General features: G+C 72.5%; 18 protein-coding genes. 7 read left to right on the top strand and 11 right to left on the bottom strand.

The window, feature by feature from the left end:
- Positions 1-50 precede the first annotated feature (50 nt).
- Complete coding sequence (argG, locus tag ACIP63_RS06510) at positions 51-1,499, bottom strand: argininosuccinate synthase (RefSeq protein WP_401511985.1); 1,449 nt, start codon at positions 1,497-1,499, stop codon at positions 51-53.
- Positions 1,500-1,648: 149 nt separating this feature from the next.
- Here argG and ACIP63_RS06505 point away from each other — a divergent pair, with 149 nt between their 5' ends.
- Genes ACIP63_RS06505 through ACIP63_RS06495 form a run of 3 tightly spaced genes read left to right on the top strand, consistent with a single transcriptional unit; the run spans position 1,649 to position 4,304 of the window.
- Positions 1,649-3,133, top strand: coding sequence for an MFS transporter (locus ACIP63_RS06505; protein WP_401511984.1), 1,485 nt, complete (start codon positions 1,649-1,651; stop codon positions 3,131-3,133).
- Positions 3,130-3,723, top strand: a complete 594-nt coding sequence (locus ACIP63_RS06500) for a TetR family transcriptional regulator (protein WP_401511982.1) — start codon at positions 3,130-3,132, stop codon at positions 3,721-3,723. The genes ACIP63_RS06505 and ACIP63_RS06500 overlap by 4 nt, the downstream gene beginning before the upstream one ends.
- A 50-nt stretch (positions 3,724-3,773) precedes the next feature.
- Complete coding sequence (locus ACIP63_RS06495) at positions 3,774-4,304, top strand: hypothetical protein (RefSeq protein ID WP_401511980.1); 531 nt, start codon at positions 3,774-3,776, stop codon at positions 4,302-4,304.
- 9 nt (positions 4,305-4,313) lie between these two features.
- Here the strand turns inward: ACIP63_RS06495 and ACIP63_RS06490 are convergent, their stop codons facing one another.
- The 4 genes from ACIP63_RS06490 to ACIP63_RS06475 form a co-directional block, all read right to left on the bottom strand.
- Entirely contained in the window at positions 4,314-5,093 is a 780-nt protein-coding gene (locus ACIP63_RS06490; RefSeq protein ID WP_401511978.1) for a DeoR/GlpR family DNA-binding transcription regulator, read from the bottom strand.
- Between the two features lie 29 nt (positions 5,094-5,122).
- Entirely contained in the window at positions 5,123-5,965 is an 843-nt protein-coding gene (locus ACIP63_RS06485) for a ketose-bisphosphate aldolase (protein WP_401511976.1), read from the bottom strand.
- Positions 5,966-6,115: 150 nt separating this feature from the next.
- Positions 6,116-7,027, bottom strand: coding sequence for an excalibur calcium-binding domain-containing protein (locus ACIP63_RS06480; protein WP_401511975.1), 912 nt, complete (start codon positions 7,025-7,027; stop codon positions 6,116-6,118).
- 165 nt (positions 7,028-7,192) lie between these two features.
- Entirely contained in the window at positions 7,193-8,053 is an 861-nt protein-coding gene (locus ACIP63_RS06475) for a helix-turn-helix transcriptional regulator (protein WP_401512289.1), read from the bottom strand.
- Positions 8,054-8,245: 192 nt separating this feature from the next.
- Here ACIP63_RS06475 and ACIP63_RS06470 point away from each other — a divergent pair, with 192 nt between their 5' ends.
- From ACIP63_RS06470 to ACIP63_RS06460, 3 genes are all read left to right on the top strand, one after another.
- Entirely contained in the window at positions 8,246-8,941 is a 696-nt protein-coding gene (locus ACIP63_RS06470; protein WP_401511973.1) for an SDR family NAD(P)-dependent oxidoreductase, read from the top strand.
- A gap of 64 nt (positions 8,942-9,005) precedes the next feature.
- A complete protein-coding gene (locus ACIP63_RS06465; protein WP_401511971.1) occupies positions 9,006-9,491 on the top strand; it encodes a GNAT family N-acetyltransferase in 486 nt (161 codons plus the stop codon).
- Positions 9,492-9,660: 169 nt separating this feature from the next.
- Positions 9,661-10,593 (top strand): Ku protein, encoded by a 933-nt coding sequence (locus tag ACIP63_RS06460; RefSeq protein WP_401511969.1) that lies wholly within the window; start codon positions 9,661-9,663, stop codon positions 10,591-10,593.
- Between the two features lie 111 nt (positions 10,594-10,704).
- On the opposite strand, the gene ACIP63_RS06455 is transcribed toward ACIP63_RS06460, so the two are convergent.
- Both ACIP63_RS06455 and ACIP63_RS06450 read right to left on the bottom strand, forming a co-directional pair.
- Positions 10,705-11,697 carry an ATP-dependent DNA ligase gene (locus ACIP63_RS06455; RefSeq protein ID WP_401511967.1) on the bottom strand — a complete coding sequence of 331 codons (993 nt, stop codon included), beginning with the start codon at positions 11,695-11,697 and terminating at the stop codon, positions 10,705-10,707.
- Between the two features lie 46 nt (positions 11,698-11,743).
- Positions 11,744-12,337 carry a dihydrofolate reductase family protein gene (locus ACIP63_RS06450; RefSeq protein WP_401511966.1) on the bottom strand — a complete coding sequence of 198 codons (594 nt, stop codon included), beginning with the start codon at positions 12,335-12,337 and terminating at the stop codon, positions 11,744-11,746.
- 164 nt (positions 12,338-12,501) lie between these two features.
- Here ACIP63_RS06450 and ACIP63_RS06445 point away from each other — a divergent pair, with 164 nt between their 5' ends.
- Positions 12,502-12,864 carry a hypothetical protein gene (locus ACIP63_RS06445; protein WP_401511964.1) on the top strand — a complete coding sequence of 121 codons (363 nt, stop codon included), beginning with the start codon at positions 12,502-12,504 and terminating at the stop codon, positions 12,862-12,864.
- A gap of 52 nt (positions 12,865-12,916) precedes the next feature.
- Here the strand turns inward: ACIP63_RS06445 and ACIP63_RS06440 are convergent, their stop codons facing one another.
- The 4 genes from ACIP63_RS06440 to ACIP63_RS06425 all read right to left on the bottom strand — a co-directional run bounded on the left by ACIP63_RS06440 (position 12,917) and on the right by ACIP63_RS06425 (position 16,210).
- Positions 12,917-13,504, bottom strand: coding sequence for a cysteine hydrolase family protein (locus tag ACIP63_RS06440; RefSeq protein WP_401511962.1), 588 nt, complete (start codon positions 13,502-13,504; stop codon positions 12,917-12,919).
- Positions 13,505-13,533: 29 nt separating this feature from the next.
- Positions 13,534-13,821 (bottom strand): hypothetical protein, encoded by a 288-nt coding sequence (locus ACIP63_RS06435; protein WP_401511961.1) that lies wholly within the window; start codon positions 13,819-13,821, stop codon positions 13,534-13,536.
- On the bottom strand, positions 13,818-14,444 hold the full coding sequence (locus ACIP63_RS06430) for an ankyrin repeat domain-containing protein (protein ID WP_401511959.1): 627 nt from the start codon (positions 14,442-14,444) through the stop codon (positions 13,818-13,820). Before ACIP63_RS06430 ends, ACIP63_RS06435 begins: the two co-directional genes overlap by 4 nt.
- Before the next feature lie 86 nt (positions 14,445-14,530).
- Positions 14,531-16,210 (bottom strand): cellulase family glycosylhydrolase, encoded by a 1,680-nt coding sequence (locus ACIP63_RS06425; RefSeq protein WP_401511957.1) that lies wholly within the window; start codon positions 16,208-16,210, stop codon positions 14,531-14,533.
- Positions 16,211-16,274: the final 64 nt, after the last annotated feature.

Raw genomic sequence — 16,274 nt, 5'->3', positions numbered from 1 at the left:
AGGTCCCGGTCCGGCCGGCCGGTCAGCCGGTCGGCCGGTGGGCCGGGCCGTCAGTCGGTGCCGGACTCCATCGCGGCGCGGTCCAGCAGCTCGTCGTCACGGGAGACCTCGCCGCGCGAGGCGATGGCCTGCGCGCCGCCCTCGGACATGGCGCCGATCAGGCCGGTCGCCGCCGCCTGCGCGGCGCCGATCAGCGAGGGCTGGGTGGTGCCGACGAGGCCGAGGCCGGCGAACTGTTCGAGCCTGGCGCGCGAGTCCGCGATGTCGAGGTTGCGCATGGTGAGCTGGCCGATGCGGTCCACGGGGCCGAACGCCGAGTCCTCGGTCCGCTCCATCGACAGCTTGTCCGGGTGGTAGCTGAAGGCGGGGCCGGTGGTGTTGAGGATCGAGTAGTCCTCACCGCGCCGCAGCCGCAGCGTCACCTCGCCGGTGACGGCCGAGCCGACCCAGCGCTGGAGCGACTCGCGGACCATCAGGGCCTGCGGGTCCAGCCAGCGGCCCTCGTACATCAGCCGTCCGAGGCGCCGGCCCTCGTTGTGGTAGTGGGCGAGGGTGTCCTCGTTGTGGATCGCGTTGACGAGGCGCTCGTACGCCGCGTGCAGGAGGGCCAGGCCGGGCGCCTCGTAGATGCCGCGGCTCTTCGCCTCGATGATGCGGTTCTCGATCTGGTCCGACATGCCCAGGCCGTGTCGGCCGCCGACCGCGTTGGCCTCCATCACCAGGTCGACCGGGGTGGCGAACGTCTTGCCGTTGATCGTCACCGGGCGGCCCTGGTCGAAGCCGATGGTGACGTCCTCAGTGGCGATCTCGACCGAGGGGTCCCAGAACCGGACGCCCATGATCGGGTCGACGGTCTCCACGCCGGTGTCGAGGTGCTCCAGCGTCTTCGCCTCGTGGGTGGCGCCCCAGATGTTGGCGTCGGTGGAGTACGCCTTCTCCGTGCTGTCGCGGTAGGGCAGCCCGTGGGCGACCAGCCACTCCGACATCTCCTTGCGGCCGCCGAGCTCGGTGACGAAGTCGGCGTCGAGCCACGGCTTGTAGATGCGCAGGTGGGGGTTGGCGAGGAGGCCGTAGCGGTAGAACCGCTCGATGTCGTTGCCCTTGAAGGTGGAGCCGTCGCCCCAGATCTGCACGTCGTCCTCGAGCATCGCCCGGACCAGCAGGGTGCCGGTGACGGCGCGGCCGAGCGGCGTCGTGTTGAAGTAGGCACGCCCGCCCGAGCGGATGTGGAACGCACCGCACGCGAGCGCTGCCAGGCCCTCCTCGACCAGTGCCGCCCGGCAGTCGACCAGGCGCGCGATCTCGGCGCCGTAGGCCTTCGCGCGGCCGGGCACCGACGCGATGTCGGGCTCGTCGTACTGGCCGATGTCGGCGGTGTAGGTGCACGGGACGGCACCCTTGTCGCGCATCCACGCGACCGCGACCGAGGTGTCGAGGCCGCCCGAGAAAGCGATGCCGACGCGCTCGCCGGTGGGCAGGGAGGTGAGAACCTTAGACATAGGAAGAGTATGCACTCGATTGCATGTATATGCAAATGGGTGCGCGGGGCCGTCCGGGGCCCGGTTCCTACCGTGTGGGCGTCCGAAGGGTGCACAAGCGTTTACCCTGGGGGTGAACGTTTGTGCACCCCTCTGTGTACGGAGACCCGATGACCGCACCCGCGCCCGCCGCCGCCCCGGACCACCCCCGCTTCGCCGTCGGCGTCCTGGCCTTCTGCGGGGTCGTGGTCGCCATCATGCAGACGATCGTCGTCCCACTGCTCCCGCACATACCGGAGCTCACGGGCGCCACCCCGGCGGCCGCGAGCTGGCTGGTCACCGTCACCCTGCTCACCGGCGCGGTCTTCACCCCCGTGCTCGGCAGGGTCGGCGACATGTACGGCAAGCGCCGCGTGCTCGTCGCCTCGCTGGGCGTCCTCGTCGTGGGCTCCGTGCTGTGCGCGGTCAGCTCCCACATCGGCGTACTGATCACGGGGCGCGCCCTCCAGGGGGCGGCCATCGCCGTCGTGCCGCTGGGCATCAGCATCCTGCGCGACGAGCTGCCGCCGGAGCGGGTCCTGTCGGCAGTGGCCCTGATGAGTTCGACGATGGGCATCGGCGCCGCCGTGGGACTGCCCGTCGCGGCGGTGGTCATCGAGAACTTCGAGTGGCACACCATGTTCTGGGTCTCGGGCGCCATCGGCCTCCTCGACATCCTCCTGGTGCTCCGTTTCGTGCCGGAGTCCCCGCTCCGCACCCGCGGCCGGTTCGACGCGCTCGGAGCGCTCGGGCTGACCGCCGCCCTGGTCTGCCTGCTGCTGGCCGTCACCCAGGGCGGCGGCTGGGGCTGGACGTCTGTGCGCACCCTCGGCCTGCTCGCCGCCGCCGTCGTGATCGCGCTGGTCTGGGGGGCGTACGAACTCCGCGTGCGCACGCCGATGGTCGACCTGCGGGTCTCCGCGCGCCCCGCCGTGCTGCTCACCAACATCGCCGCCCTGCTCATCGGCTTCGCGTTCTACGCCAACTCCCTGGTCACCGCCCAGATGGTGCAGGAGCCGAAGGCCACCGGCTACGGACTCGGCGCCTCGCTCGTCGTCAGCGGACTCTGCCTGCTGCCCGGCGGTGTGGCGATGGTGGCGCTGTCGCCCGTGTCGGCGCGGATCTCCGCGAAGCACGGCCCGAAGACGAGCCTGGCGCTGGCCGCCGCGATCATCGCCGTCGGCTACGTGGTGCGGTACTTCACCAGCCACAGCCTGTGGCTGATCATCGCCGGTGCCACGGTCGTCGCGGCCGGCACCGCGATCGCGTACTCCGCGCTCCCGGCACTGGTGATGCGCGGCGTCCCGGTCGGCGAGACGGGCGCCGCCAACGGCCTGAACACCCTGATGCGCTCCGTCGGCCAGGCGTTCTGCAGCGCCACGGTGGCCGCCGTGCTCGCCGACATGACGTTCCTGGCGGCCGGCCGCCCGGCTCCGACGCTCGGCGCCTACCAGCTGGTCTTCCTCATCGCGGCGGGCGCGGCGCTGCTGGCCCTCGCGGTGACCCTGTGTCTCCCGGCCGGCCGCGCGGGGACAGACACGGGTACGGGTACGGTCGGGAGGAAACGCAGGAGCGGCGGCCGTACGCGGGCGCTGCCGATCCAGGAGGGCGCATGACCGCCCGAGTCACCGCAGGGACGCCACCGGACGTGGCCGCCACGGCTCCGGGGGAGGCCGCCACCGGCAAGGACGCGATCCTCCTCGCCGCCCGCCGGGCGTTCACGCAGCGCCCGTACGCGGAGGTGACGATCCGGGGCATCGCGGCCGACGCGGGGGTGAGCGCGTCCCTCGTGGTGAAGCACTTCGGCCGCAAGGAGCAGCTCTTCAACACGGTCGCCGACTTCGGGCCGGCCGCGGAGGAGCTCTTCGACGCCCCGCTCGACGGGCTCGGCCGGCACATGGTGCTGACGCTCGTACGCCGGCGCAGGGAGCAGAAGGGGGACCCCCTGCTGCGGGTCGTCTTCTCCCTCGGTAACCGCGACGAACGCTCCCTGCTGCGCGACCGCTTCCACGAACAGGTCACCGCGCGCCTGACGGACCGTCTCGCCGGCGGCGAACGTGCCCTGCGCGCCGAGCTGATCGCCGGGCACCTCATCGGCCTCGGGGCGACCCTGAGCCTCCACCGCGAGGGCGCCGGCTCCCACGCGACCCCCGAGCACCTCGCGGACCTGTACGCCCCGGCGTTGCAGAGCCTGGTGGAGGGCTGACCTGCCCGGGACGGCGGTAAGGTCTGGTCCGACACGACGAGGGGGGCCTCATGTTGATCCGTACCGGCCTGCGTGGCGCGATACCGGCCGTGGTTCTGGGAGTGCTGCTGGTGGGCTGCACCGCGGCGACCACCACCGACGGGCCGGGCGGTGACGTCCCGTACGTGGACCCGTCCGAGGCCGCGGCGAGTGCGGCGGCCGCTCAGGCGTCCCTGATGCCCACGCCGTCACCGACACCCACGCTGATCATCCAGGAGGACCCGAACGCACCCGAGCTGGTCCGCGACGCCTTCGCCGGGCTCCAGGCGACACTGGACGACACCTGCACGCCCGGAGCCGGCGACTGCGCCTACTTCCTGGGCCGGGTCAACGACGAGCTGAACGGCCTGGACAAGGCGATGAAGGCGGACAAGAAGGGGCCTGGCCACTTCGAGGAGCCCATCGCCTGGATCGCCACGCTGCGCACGACGCTGGACGGCGACGTCTCCACCCCGAACCTGGAGAAGCACCGTACGGAGCTGATCGGCACCCGGGACCGCGTCAACACGTGGATGCAGGGGCACCCGGAGGGCTACCGCTGACCTGCGGGGTCACACCCGCAGGACGTCGATCCCCAGGGCGGTGAACTCCTCGACGGCGTCCTCGGGCGCGTCCCGGTCCGTGACCAGCACCGACACCGCGCCGGTCTCGCACACCTGGGCGAAGGCCCGGCGCCCGAGCTTGGACGAGTCGGCGGCCACGATCACCGTGCCCGCGCACTCGGCGAGGGCACGGTTGGCGCCGGCCTCGGACTCGTCGTGCGTGGCCGCGCCGAACCGGGCGTGCACGGCGTCCACTCCGAGGATCGTGTAGTCGAGCGCGAGGCCGCGCAGGACCGAGTCGACCAGGGGGCCGACGAGCTCGTACGAATTCGGCCTGGCCACCCCGCCGGTGACGACGATCTTCACCTGGGGGCGGACCGCCAGCTCGTTGGCGATGTTGATCGCGTTGGTCACCACGGTCAGCGCCACACCCCCGCCCGACGGCTCCGGCCGCAACGCCAGCTCCCTGGCGACCTCGGAGGTCGTCGTGCCGCCGTTGAGGCCGACGGTGGAGCCCGTCGGGATCAGCTCGGCCGCGGCCTTCGCGATGCGCTGCTTCTCGTCGGCCCTGCGGGCCGCCTTGTAGCGCAGCGGCAGGTCGTAGGCGACGGCGCTCACCACCGCGCCGCCCCGGGTGCGGGTGAGCAGGTTCTGCCGGGCGAGCTCGTCCAGGTCGCGGCGGACGGTGGCGGCGGAACAGCCGAGCTGTTCGGCGGCTTCGAGTACGTCGAGGTGGCCCTGGTCGCCGAGGATCTCCAGCAGCCGGGTCCACCGTGTGTGTGCCGCCACCGGATCCTCCTCGCTCGCAGCTCACCAGCCTATCGTCCGGGCCGCGCCAGGACGCCCAGCAGGCGTGCCACCTCCGCCGCGACCGCGTCGCGGGCCGGGCCGAGATAGGCGCGGGGGTCCGCGGCCTCGGCGTGGGTGTCCAGATAGTCGCGGACGGCCCGGGTGAACAGCTTGTTCAGGTGCGTGGAGATGTTGACCTTCGTCATGCCGGCGCCGATCGCCGCCGCGAGCCCCGTGTCGCCGACCCCCGAGGAGCCGTGCAGGACGAGCGGGACCCCGACCGCGTCGCGCAGCCGGGAGATGAGCGCGAAGTCGAGGACGGCGTCCCGGGTCAGCATCGCGTGCGAACTGCCGACGGCCACGGCGAGCGCGTCGACGGCCGTGGCCTCCACGAACGCCCGGGCCTCGTCCGGGTCGGTGCGTACGCCGGGAGCGTGCGCACCGTCCTTGCCGCCGATCTCGCCGAGCTCCGCCTCCACCCAGACGCCGTGACTGTGGCAGTAGGCGGTGATCTCGCGGGTGGCGGCGACGTTGTCGGCGTACGGGAGCGCCGACGCGTCGAACATGACGGAGGTGAAGCCGAGCCGGACGGCCTCGCGCACCAGGTCGGCCGACTCGGCGTGGTCCAGGTGCACGGAGACCGGCACGCCCGCCGCCCGGGCGACGGCGAGCGAGGCGAGCCCGATGGGTTCGAGGCCGCCGTGGTAGCGGGCGGTGTTCTCGCTGACCTGGAGGATCACCGGCAGCCCGGCGGTTTCCGCCCCGCCCACGATGGCCTGCGCGTGTTCGATCTGTACGACGTTGAAGGCCCCGACGCCGGTCGCGCCGGTCCGGGCGCCGTGCGTGATGACCCCGGTGGATATGAGCGGCATGGGCGTCCTTCGCGGATGCGGGCTGCGTGAACCCAGGCGAATGGTGCTCGAAGTTGCTCATTTATAGCTTGTTTGAAGCAGATTGGAAAAGAGCAGCCGCCTGCGGAGGGAACCGGAGGCGGCTGCTGGGGTGGTGACGCGGAGGGCTGACTACTCGCAGGCGACGCCGTCGCCGTCGCGGTCGAGGTGGGATCCGTACCCGGGGTCGCCCCTGTGGATGGGTGCGGCCCCCGCGGCGCGTACGGCGGTGCAGTTGGCGTACGAGACGTCACTTCCGCCGCTGGAACCGCCGCTGGAGCCGCCGCTGGTCGAGCCCCCGCTCGAACTCCCGCCCGTGGAGCCCCCGCTCGAACTCCCGCCCGTGGAGCCCCCGCCGGACGATCCGTACGGCTCGCAGCCGACTCCGTCGTCGTCCCGGTCCAGGTGGGCGGCGTAGCCGGGGTCGCCCCGCCGGACGGGGGCGGCCCCGGCGGCTCGTGCGGCGTCGCAGTTCTCGTAGTACACGGAGGGTTCGGCGGGCTTCGTGGCCTTCGCCTTCGGAGCCGGCGCGACCGTCGGCGTCGGCTTCGGGGTGGGCGTGGGTGTCGGGGACGGGGTGGGTTCGGAGACGGTGATCCGTACGACGGCGCTGTCGGCCGCCGGGCCCTTCCCCTTCATCGCGACCTCGTACGTGAACTCGTCCTCGCCGGCGTATCCGTCCGTGGGGATGTAGACGAGCGTGGTCCCCTCGACCGTGACGGTCCCGTGCGGGGCCGGGCTCTCCGCGGTGACGGTGAACTCGGCGGGTTCGTACGTGTCCAGGAACCCGGCGTCGGTGCCGTCCTCCAGCGTCACGAGGTCGTTGGCCAGTGCGTCGATCACGATCTCCTGCCCGGCCTCCGTGCCCGCCGTGTCGTCGGCGAGCGCGAGCGCCCGCTCGGCGGAGGGTGACGCGGACGCCGCCGCGGGCTTCGCGTCCTGACCCGTGCCGCTGTCTCCGCCCCCGCAGCCCGCCAGGGTCAGTGCCAGGAGCGCGGCCCCCGCCGACATCCTGAGCCCGCCGTTCGTCACGCGTGTGTTCATGTGCCCCCCAAGGCGCTTACGTGCTGCTGTGCAGCAGAGGGGGCGATGCTCGCAGCGGCGGCCAGGCAGCGCGTCGGCTTCCGCGAAAAGGTGGCGAAACTGTGATGCATATGTGTAGGAGAAGTGGAGGCCCGGCCGCGCGCGTGCGGTCTCCCGGAAGGCGGCTCAGGTCATGGCCTGGGTGCCGATGACGGCGAGCAGCCCGAGCCGGGCGGCGGCGTCGCTGCCGGGAGCCGCGGTGTAGGCGACGACCCGCAGGTCGCTGCCCGCGGCGACCAGGACGTCGCAGTCGAGGGTGAGCGTGCCGATCTCCGGGTGGACGATGGCCTTGGCGCCGGACCGGTGGATGCCCACGATGCCCGAGTCCCACAGGCCGGCGAAGGCGGTGCTGGTCTCCCGCAGGTCCTTGATCAGCGAGCGCAGTCCCTGGTCGGCCGGGTAGCGGGCGGTGGCCGCCCTGAGGTCGCCCACCATCGACGCCTCGAAGTCCGCCTTCTGCTCGGGAGTCTGGCGGACCCGGCCCGGCAGGCCGGTGAAGTGCCGCCAGATCATGTTGCGTTCACGGCCGCGCAGCGCGGAGGGGTCGCCGAGCAGGGCCGCCCAGGCCGGGTTCCATTCGACGAGGTTCCAGGCGGCGTCGTGGACGCTCAGCGGGGCGCCGTTCAGCTGGTCGAGCAGCCGGCGGAGCCCCGGCGGGATGTGGTCCGAGATGTGGCCGGGCCCGGGCTCCGGCTGTCCTGCGAGCAGGTACAGGTAGGTGCGTTCGGCCTCCGAGAGGCGCAGTGCGCGGGCCAGGGAGGCGAGGACCTGCGGTGACGGGGACGTGGCGCGGCCCTGTTCGAGGCGGGTGACGTAGTCGACGGAGAGGGCGGCGAGCTGGGCCAGTTCCTCGCGCCGGAGCCCCGCCGCCCGCCGCACCCCGCCGGCGGGCAGCCCGACCGTGGCCGGGGAGATCCGGTCCCGCCAGCCGTGCAGGGCCTTGCCCAGATCTCTGGAGCCCGGTTCGTCGGACGGCTTCCCGGACAGGGCCTTGGTCGGTGCGGACGGTGCGTCCTTGGATGCGCTCACCTCTCCAGTATCCGGGCGGGCCCGCCGCACAGCCTGGTACTGGCAGTCCACCCGCTGAGGCGGGCACTCCCTGTCCGCCGGTGGCCCGAGCAGGGTGGAGGCATCACCCCACCGAGAACCCCACCGAGAGCCGAACACAGGAGCGCCACCATGACCACCACCCTCATCACCGGAGCGAACAAGGGTCTCGGCTACGAGACCGCCCGCCGCCTCATCGAGGCCGGGCACACCGTCTACGCCGGGGCCCGCGACGCCCGGCTCGGCGAGGAGGCCGCGGCGCGGCTCGGCGCGCGCTTCGTCCAGCTCGACATCACGGACGAGGACTGCGTCGAGGCCGCCGCCGCCTTCGTGACGAAGGACGCGGGACGGCTGGACGTCCTGGTCAACAACGCCGGGATCGTCGGCGTCCGCAAGCCGGTGGGCGAGGTGACCGGGGCGGACATGCGGAGCACGTTCGAGACCAATGTGTTCGGTGCCGTGCGCGTGACCAGGGCCTTCCTGCCGCTGCTGGAGGCCGGGAAGGACCCGGTCGTCGTGAACGTCTCCAGTGGCCTCGGCTCACTGGCGGCGACGAACGACCCGACCCGTGTCGAGTACACCGTGGCGGCGCTCGACTACAACTCGTCCAAGACAGCGCTGGTCATGGTGACTTCGCAGTACGCGAAGGCCTTCCCGGGGATCAGGTTCAACGCCGTCGACCCCGGCTACACCGCCACCGACCTCAACGGCCACTCGGGGACCAACACGGTGGAGGAGGGCGCGGACATCATCGTCCGTATGGCTCTCGTCGGTGCCGACGGCCCGACCGGCGGCTTCTTCGACGCGGAAGGCCCCGCCGCCTGGTGACCCCCGCGCCGGGCCGGGCGGGAATTCGATGGCCCGGCGCCGGGGCCGCCCGTACGGTGCGCGTATGACTGCGCGGCTCCGCCTGGAAAAGGTGACCCCGGACAACGTCCTCGACGCGTGCCGGCTGAAGGTCGCACCCGAGCAGGAACGGTTCGTCTCCCCGGTCGTGCGGTCGCTGGCCGAGGCGTACGCCGATCCGGACACGGCCTGGCCCCGGCTGGTGCACGACGGTGACCGGCTCGTCGGCTTCGTGATGGCCTTCTTCGACGTACGGTTCGGGCTCGGGGGTCCCGCGGACCCCGGGAACCGCCTCCGCTCCGGCCTCTGGCGGCTGGCCGTCGCCGCGGACGAGCAGGGCAAGGGGTACGGGCGCTTCGCCGTGGACGCCGTCTGCGAGGAGATCCTCCGGCGCGGACAGAAGCGCGTGACGGTGACCTGGGGGCAGGGGGAGCACGGTCCCGAGGGGTTCTATCTCCGGCTCGGCTTCCGCAGGACCGGCGAGATGAGCGAGGACCAGGTGGTCGGCGAGATGGACCTGCCGCGCGGCTGACCGTCCGGCTCCCCGGTGATCCACATGCGGTCCGGGGGCGGGGGCGCGAGGATCGTGACTACGGGCGGTGGCCCGGCCGCGCCTCGGCCCTCTCTCGGGTCGGTTTCTCCCTTCCAGGCGCTCCGGTCCGCCTCCCGGCCAAGCCGTCAGGGGGGTATGGAGGTACTGGATGCCGCGGCCCCTGTGGACAGGAGCGATCAGCTTCGGGCTGGTCACGATCCCGATCAAGGTGGTCTCCGCCACGGAGAACCACTCGATCTCCTTCCACCAGTACCACCAGGAGGACATGGGCCGGATCCGCACCCGCAAGGTGTGCGAGATCGACGGCAAGGTCCTCTCGCAGGACGAGATCGGCAAGGGGTACGAGGTCGCCAAGGACCGGACCGTGCCGGTCACCGACGAGGAACTCGACCGGATGCCGCTGCCGACGGCGAAGGCCATCGAGATCGTCGCGTTCGTCGAGGCCGACAGCATCGACCCCGTACGGATCAGCGACAGCTACTACCTCGCGGTCGACGGCCAGGTCGCGGCGAAGCCGTACGCCCTGCTGCGGAAGGCGCTGGAGCGCAGCGACAAGGTCGCGGTGGCGAAGTTCGCCTGGCACAACCGTGAGCGGCTCGGCCTGCTGCGGGTGCGGGAGGACGCGATCGTGCTGCAGTCGATGCGCTGGCCGGACGAGATCCGCGACCCCGAGTCCCTCGCCCCCCGGGAGACGGAGCTGGACGAGGACGAGATCGAACGTGCCGTGCAGCTCACCGACAGCATGGCCCTGGACGACATCTCCGGCTTCCGCGACCGCTACCGGGAGGCCCTGGAGGAGTTGCTCGCCGCCAAGTCCGAGGGCAAGGCGCCCCCGGCGGCGGCAGGGGAAGAGGAGGAGGAGCCGGGGAAGGTCATGGACCTGATGGCCGCGCTGAACGCCTCGGTGAAGGCGGCCAAGGAGACGCGGGGCGAGGACGCGACCGTGCACGAGATGACGCCCGGCAAGTCCCGCGCCCGGAAGAAGGCCGCCCCGGCGGCGAAGAAGACGGCCTCCAAGAAGACGGCGGCCAAGAAGCAGCCCGCGAGGAAGACGGCGGCGAAGAAGCGCACCGCGTCCTGACACTCGCCCGGGCGGCACATCGGGCGACGGCCCGGGCCTGTCAACCAGGCGGCATCGGGCGAGGGCCGGCCCCGCCACCCAGGCGGCACATCGGGCGACGGCCCGGGCCCGTCACCCGGGCGGCATCGGGCGACGGCCGGCCCCGTCACCGAGGTCGTCAGGCGCCAGGTCCGGGCGGAGCCGGTGCCAGGAGGGCTGGCGCAGCTTCCCCGCCTTCGTCCGCGTCGAGTACCGCACCTCGCCGACCAGCCGCGGCAGCACCCAGCGCGCCCCGGCCACCGGCGGCGTCTCGTCGAAGGGGCAGGTGTCGACCGCGGCGACACGCAGCAGTTCGGCGAGCCTGGTCCGCTCGGCGTCGCTCCACCCTGTCCCGACGCTGCCCGCGTAGCGCAGACCGCCCGGGTGCCGCTCGCCGACCAGCAGCGCGCCCGGCAGGCCGCCCAGCCGGCCCCGCCCGGGCACCCAGCCTCCGACGATCACGTCCAGCGTGCGGGCGTGGCGGATCTTGATCCACGTACGGGCGCGGACCCCCGGCTCGTACACCGAGGTCAGCCGCTTCGCGATCACGCCCTCGAGACCGGCCTCCCGGGTCATGGTGAGGGCCTCCTCGCCGTGCCCCACGACCACCGAGGGCGTCGACCAGCGCGGTCCGTTCAGCGCGAGCTCCTCCAGCGCCGCCCGGCGCTCGGCGTAGGGCGACGGCACGAGGCTCCGGTCCCGCAGGAACACGGCGTCGAACAGCACCAGGTGCGCCGGCACCCGCTGCGCCATGCGGGCGGCCTTCGCGGGGGACCCGGACAGCCCCATCCGCGACTGGAGCCGCTCGAAATCGCTGCGCCCCTGGTCGTCCAGCGCGACGATCTCGCCGTCCAGCACCGCCGGTACGCCGCCGAGCGCGGGCCCGAGCGCGGCCAGGTCCGGATACGCGGGGGTGATGACGGCCCCCGACCTGGCCAGCAGCTCGACCGATCCGTCCCCCGGCAGATAGACCATGGCGCGCTGGCCGTCCTGCTTCACCTCGTACGCCCACTGCTCGTCGACGGCGGCCGACGGCAGGGGGCCGGGGGTGGCGAGCATGGGGGCGATCCGGGGCAGAGAGGCCATGACAGCAGCTTCTCAGCGGGGACGCCGCCGGGCCCGCGGACACTCTCTACGCCGGGTCGGCGGCCCGGTAGGTGCACACGTGCACGCCCGTGCCACTGATCACCGTCGACACCAGTTCTAGCGGGCGCAGCGCACCGTCGGCGGGGAAGATCGTCTTACCGCCGCCGACGATCACCGGCATGATCAGGAGCCGCAGCTCGTCGGCGAGGCCCTCGTGCAGCAGGGTCCGGGCGAGCGTGGGGCTCCCCATGACCAGCAGGTCGCGGCCCTCGGCCGCGCGCAGCTCCCGGATGCGGGCGACGGCCGAGTCGCCGGGGATGCGGGTGGTGTTGGTCCACGTCAGCTTGTCGTCCCCGAGGGTGCTGGAGACGACGTGCTTCGGGATGGAGTTCATCCGGTCGGCGAAGGGGTCGCCCGCCCGCTCCGGCCACGCCCCGGCCATGTTCTGCCACGTACGGCGTCCGAAGAGCAGCGCGTCGGCGTCCTTCAGCGCGGCGTCGAAGGCGCCGCCCACCACCTCGTCGAAGTACGGATGGGTCCAGCCGCCCTGTGTGAAGCCGCCGTCGGTGTCCTCCTCGGGTCCGCCGGGCGCCTGCACGACGCCGTCCAGACTCATGAACTCGTTGATGACGATGCGCACGGCTCTCGCTCCTCGTTCCGTTCCGGATCCACCGCCCTGAAGACTGCCGCACCACGGAGAAGTAATCGGTGCCGTTCGCAGAGGAGTTGGGGCGCCGAAAACGACCGGGACGAACGCGCGTGCGCATGGCACCCTGAGCGCCATGAAGACGAACCGAAAGGTCCATGCCGCGTAGCCGGTCAGGACACCTCCGCACGGGCCGGGCGTACCGTCGCCGGTCCGACGGCACGAGCACCGTCATCGACGGGCTCTCCTCACGCACGCTCGCCGAGATCACCCGCCTGGAGCTGAGCCGCAACTACCTCGCGCCCGGTGCGGTCGTCGAGGCCGTGCGTACGTGGAAGCGGCACAGGCGGCAGTCGCCGCGCGTGCTGTGGCGCGACCACGAGCTGGGCAACACCCACGGGGACTGCTGCGGCGATCCGTTCGCGGCGCGGGAGCTCCTCGACACCGTGATGGGGGCGCTGTCGCCCCGCGGGGCCCGTGAGCTGCGACGCGTGGTCAGCCGGATCGACGGCGACGGGTGACCGCCGCCTGCCGGAACACCGGGTGGGGACGGAGTCCGCCCGGAAGGGGAGTTCAGGAGCCGGCGTGCGAAGGCGCCGCCGCGAACGCCACGTCCGCCGCACGGATGGTGACGTCGGCCTCCCTGCTGAGGGGCCAGGCCGCGACCCGCGAGACCGTGGCGGCCGGAACGGCCGCGCTGATCCCGGGCTCCGCCGGGATGTCGTGCGTCGCGTGGGCGTCGTGGGGCAGGGCCACCCGGTAGCCGAGCCTCACGGCCGTACGTGCCGTCGCCTGCACGCACATCTCGGACATCAGGCCGCAGACGGCGAGCGACCGCACCCCGGACGCGGTCAACAGGGCTTCCAGCGGGGTCTCCTGGAACGCGTCGTCGTGGGTCTTGCGGATCACCGCTTCCGTGGGCCCCGCCTCGACGGGATGGTGGAGCTCCCAGCCGGCGGTGTGGGGCTCGTCGTCCGCACCGGCCGCTCCGTCGTTCTGGACGTGGACGACGAGCGCCCCGGCCGCACGTGCCCGCGCGATCAGGTCCGCCGTCCGGTCCACGAGGCGCGCGGCCTCGGGCAGGGCCCCGTCGCCACGGACGAACGCCCGCTGTACGTCGACAACGAGCAGTGCCTGCACGGGTGTTGCGTGAGAGGTCATGGGGTCATGATGGCCCGGCGGCTCCGCCCTCAGGCGCTCAGGGCGTGGCCCGCCAGGGAGAGGCGCATGGCGCACGCGTCCTCCGCCTCGACGGTGACGGGGACGCCCCAGTGCTCGCTCAGCATGCGGCCGACGGCGACGAGCCGCCGGCGCTCCTCGGGGCTGTACGCGGGGAAGCGCGTCCAGCCGCGATCGGCGACCGCGTTGCCCAGCTCGGTGAACAGGGTGGCCCTGGCCCGCCGTTCCTCGTCGGGCGTCAGCGGGGTGGGGCCGGGCACGGGCCCCACGGTGTGCACGTTGTACAGGTCGCGGATCACGGGCCCATCCTCTCAGGGGCGCCGGCCGCGCGCAGCGCCTCGATGACGCGCTCGCAGTCCCGCCGGGTCTCCGGAAAGCGCCGGATCCGCTCGTGCGCGAGCTTCATGGCCGTGGCGGAGGGCTCCGCGCCCCGGTGGAGCAGGTGACGCACCATGTCCGCGAGGCCGAACCACACGGCCCACTCCAGGCTGGTGAGGTCCCTCAGCCGCAGGCCGATGTCGGCCCCACGGTCCAGCAGCAGATCCACGATCTCCCGGCACGGGCCGGGTACGGCGGACGAGGAGGCCATCAGGAGCGGAAAGCCGATCCGGCACCGGGTGTCCGGGTGCGCGCCGGCGTCGAGCAGGACGCGCGCGATGTCCGTCCTGCTGAAGGCCGCCGCCAGGGTCAGGACGTTCAGCTCCCCCCACTCACCGGCCGGTTGCTCCGGGTCGGCCCCTGCGGCCACCAGGAGGCGGGCCACCTCACCGCGGCCGTGGCGCACCGCGAGGTCCAGGGCCGTACGCCTCTCCGCCCCGCGGGCATCGACCGGTACGCCGGCGTCGAGGAGCCGGGTCACCAGGGCCACGTCGCCGTCCTCCGCCGCCTGGACCAGCTGTTCCACCCTGCTGTCGGTCTGCATTTCGTGATCATGGCGGAAGCCCGGTTCGCTGGGAAGGGAGCCGGCCGGCAGGGGGTTGGGGGCCCCTGCCGGCCGGGACGGCCGGGTCAGGCCGTCGTGCAGGCGGTGCCGCTGAGCGTGAAGGCGGCCGGGGCGGTGTTGGTGCCGCTCCTGGTCGCGGTGAAGCCGACCGTGACCGAGCCGTTCGCGGCGATCGAGGCCGTGTAGCCGGCGGGGGCCACGCTGACCGCCGCACCATTCTGCGTGGGTGTCCCGCCCCACATGTTGGAGACGGTCTGGCCGTCGGCGAAGGTGAAGCCGAGGTTCCAGCCGTTGACGGCGCTGGTGCCGGTGTTCCGGATGGTGATCTCGCCCTGGAACCCGCCGGGCCAGTCGCCGATCACCCGGTAGCCCACGGAGCAGCCCACGCCCGGCGTGGGCCCGCTCCCGTCGGTGGTGACGCCCACCGTGGCGGAGCGGGCCGAGCGGTTGCCCGCCGCGTCGCGGGCGTAGACGGCGAACTGGTACGCCGTACCGGCGGTGAGGCCGGTCACGGTGACGCTGTTGGTCGTCGAGGAGGCGGCCGGGGTCTCGGTGCCGCCGCTGACGCGGACGACGTCGTAGCCCGTGGTGGCAACGTTGTCGGACGCCGCCGCCCAGGTCAGGGTGGCCGACGTGGCCGTCACGGCGGAGGCGGCCGGGGTGCCGGGGGCGGTCGGGGCCTGCGTGTCGTCCGGGTCGCCGCCGTCGCCGAAGACGGTGGCCTCCTGGGAGGTCTGGGAGATGCCGTTCGCACCGTGGAAGATGCGCTCGCCCCAGGAGCTCAGCCGGCTCGGGTCGAAGTCGATGGCCAGGTCGAGGATCGGGTCGGTGTTGCCGCTCCAGGACCAGGCCAGGTAACCGAGGCCGAGCTGCTCGGCGGTGGCCATCATGGTGTCCTCGTCCGGGTCCCCGTACTGATCGGCGGGGCCGCCGAACTCACCGATGAGAAGCGGCAGTCCGGCGTCGACGAAGGCGTTCAGGTAGTCGGTGACAGCCTGGGCCGTGTTGTAGACGCTGTACATGTGGATCGAGAAGATCAGGTTGCCGGTGGCGTCGGCGTCGTACACGGCCTGGGCGTTGGCGCGCATGACGCCCTGCCAGTCCTGGCCCCAGTTGGGCGCGTCCACCATGATCGTGTGGGCGAATCCCGCGCCGCGCAGCTTCTGGACGGCGGCGGTCGTGGGCGCGGTCCAGCCGGCGGGGTCGGTGTTGCCCCAGGGCTCGTTGCCGATGTTGATGATGACGTAGTCCTCCTGGCCCGCGAGGACGTTCTTGAGGCTGATCCAGTAGTCGGCCGCGTGGTCCAGGGTGCCCGCCGCGGCGTCCTCGCCGTAACCGGTGGTGTCGTGCACCTCCAGGACGCAGATCAGCCGGTTGGCCTTGCAGTCCTCGACGATGCCCGCGACCTCGTCGGGGCCGTTCCTCGTCCAGCGGTGACCGTCGGAGAGGACGACGCGGACGGTGTTCGCGCCGAAGGACTTGATGTCGGCCAGCGACTGCGTCTCGCCCGGGTACCAGGTGTGCGCGTGGTTGACGCCGCGCATGACGAAGTCGTTGCCGTTGCCTTCCAGCAGACGGCCGTCGCTGATGTGCAGGCCGGTGGCCGCGGCCTCCGCCCGCGCGGGCGCGGCCTGCGCCGCGGCCGGGCCGAGCGCGCCCAGCAGGACGACGCCGAGAAGCGCGGCCAGGCCCTTCAGCAGGACGGTTAAGGGGCTCTTCCGTGCCGTATTCGTTGCTGATCTCACTGCGACTCCAAGGTGGGTGCCGGAACGTGAACATCGGATGGCGTGGGAGCGCTCCCATAAAGCC

Source organism: Streptomyces sp. NPDC088746 (assembly GCF_044751065.1).
GTDB lineage: Bacteria > Actinomycetota > Actinomycetes > Streptomycetales > Streptomycetaceae > Streptomyces.
Note: the sequence above shows the minus strand (reverse complement) of the source record. Positions and strands in the feature narration are given on the sequence as shown.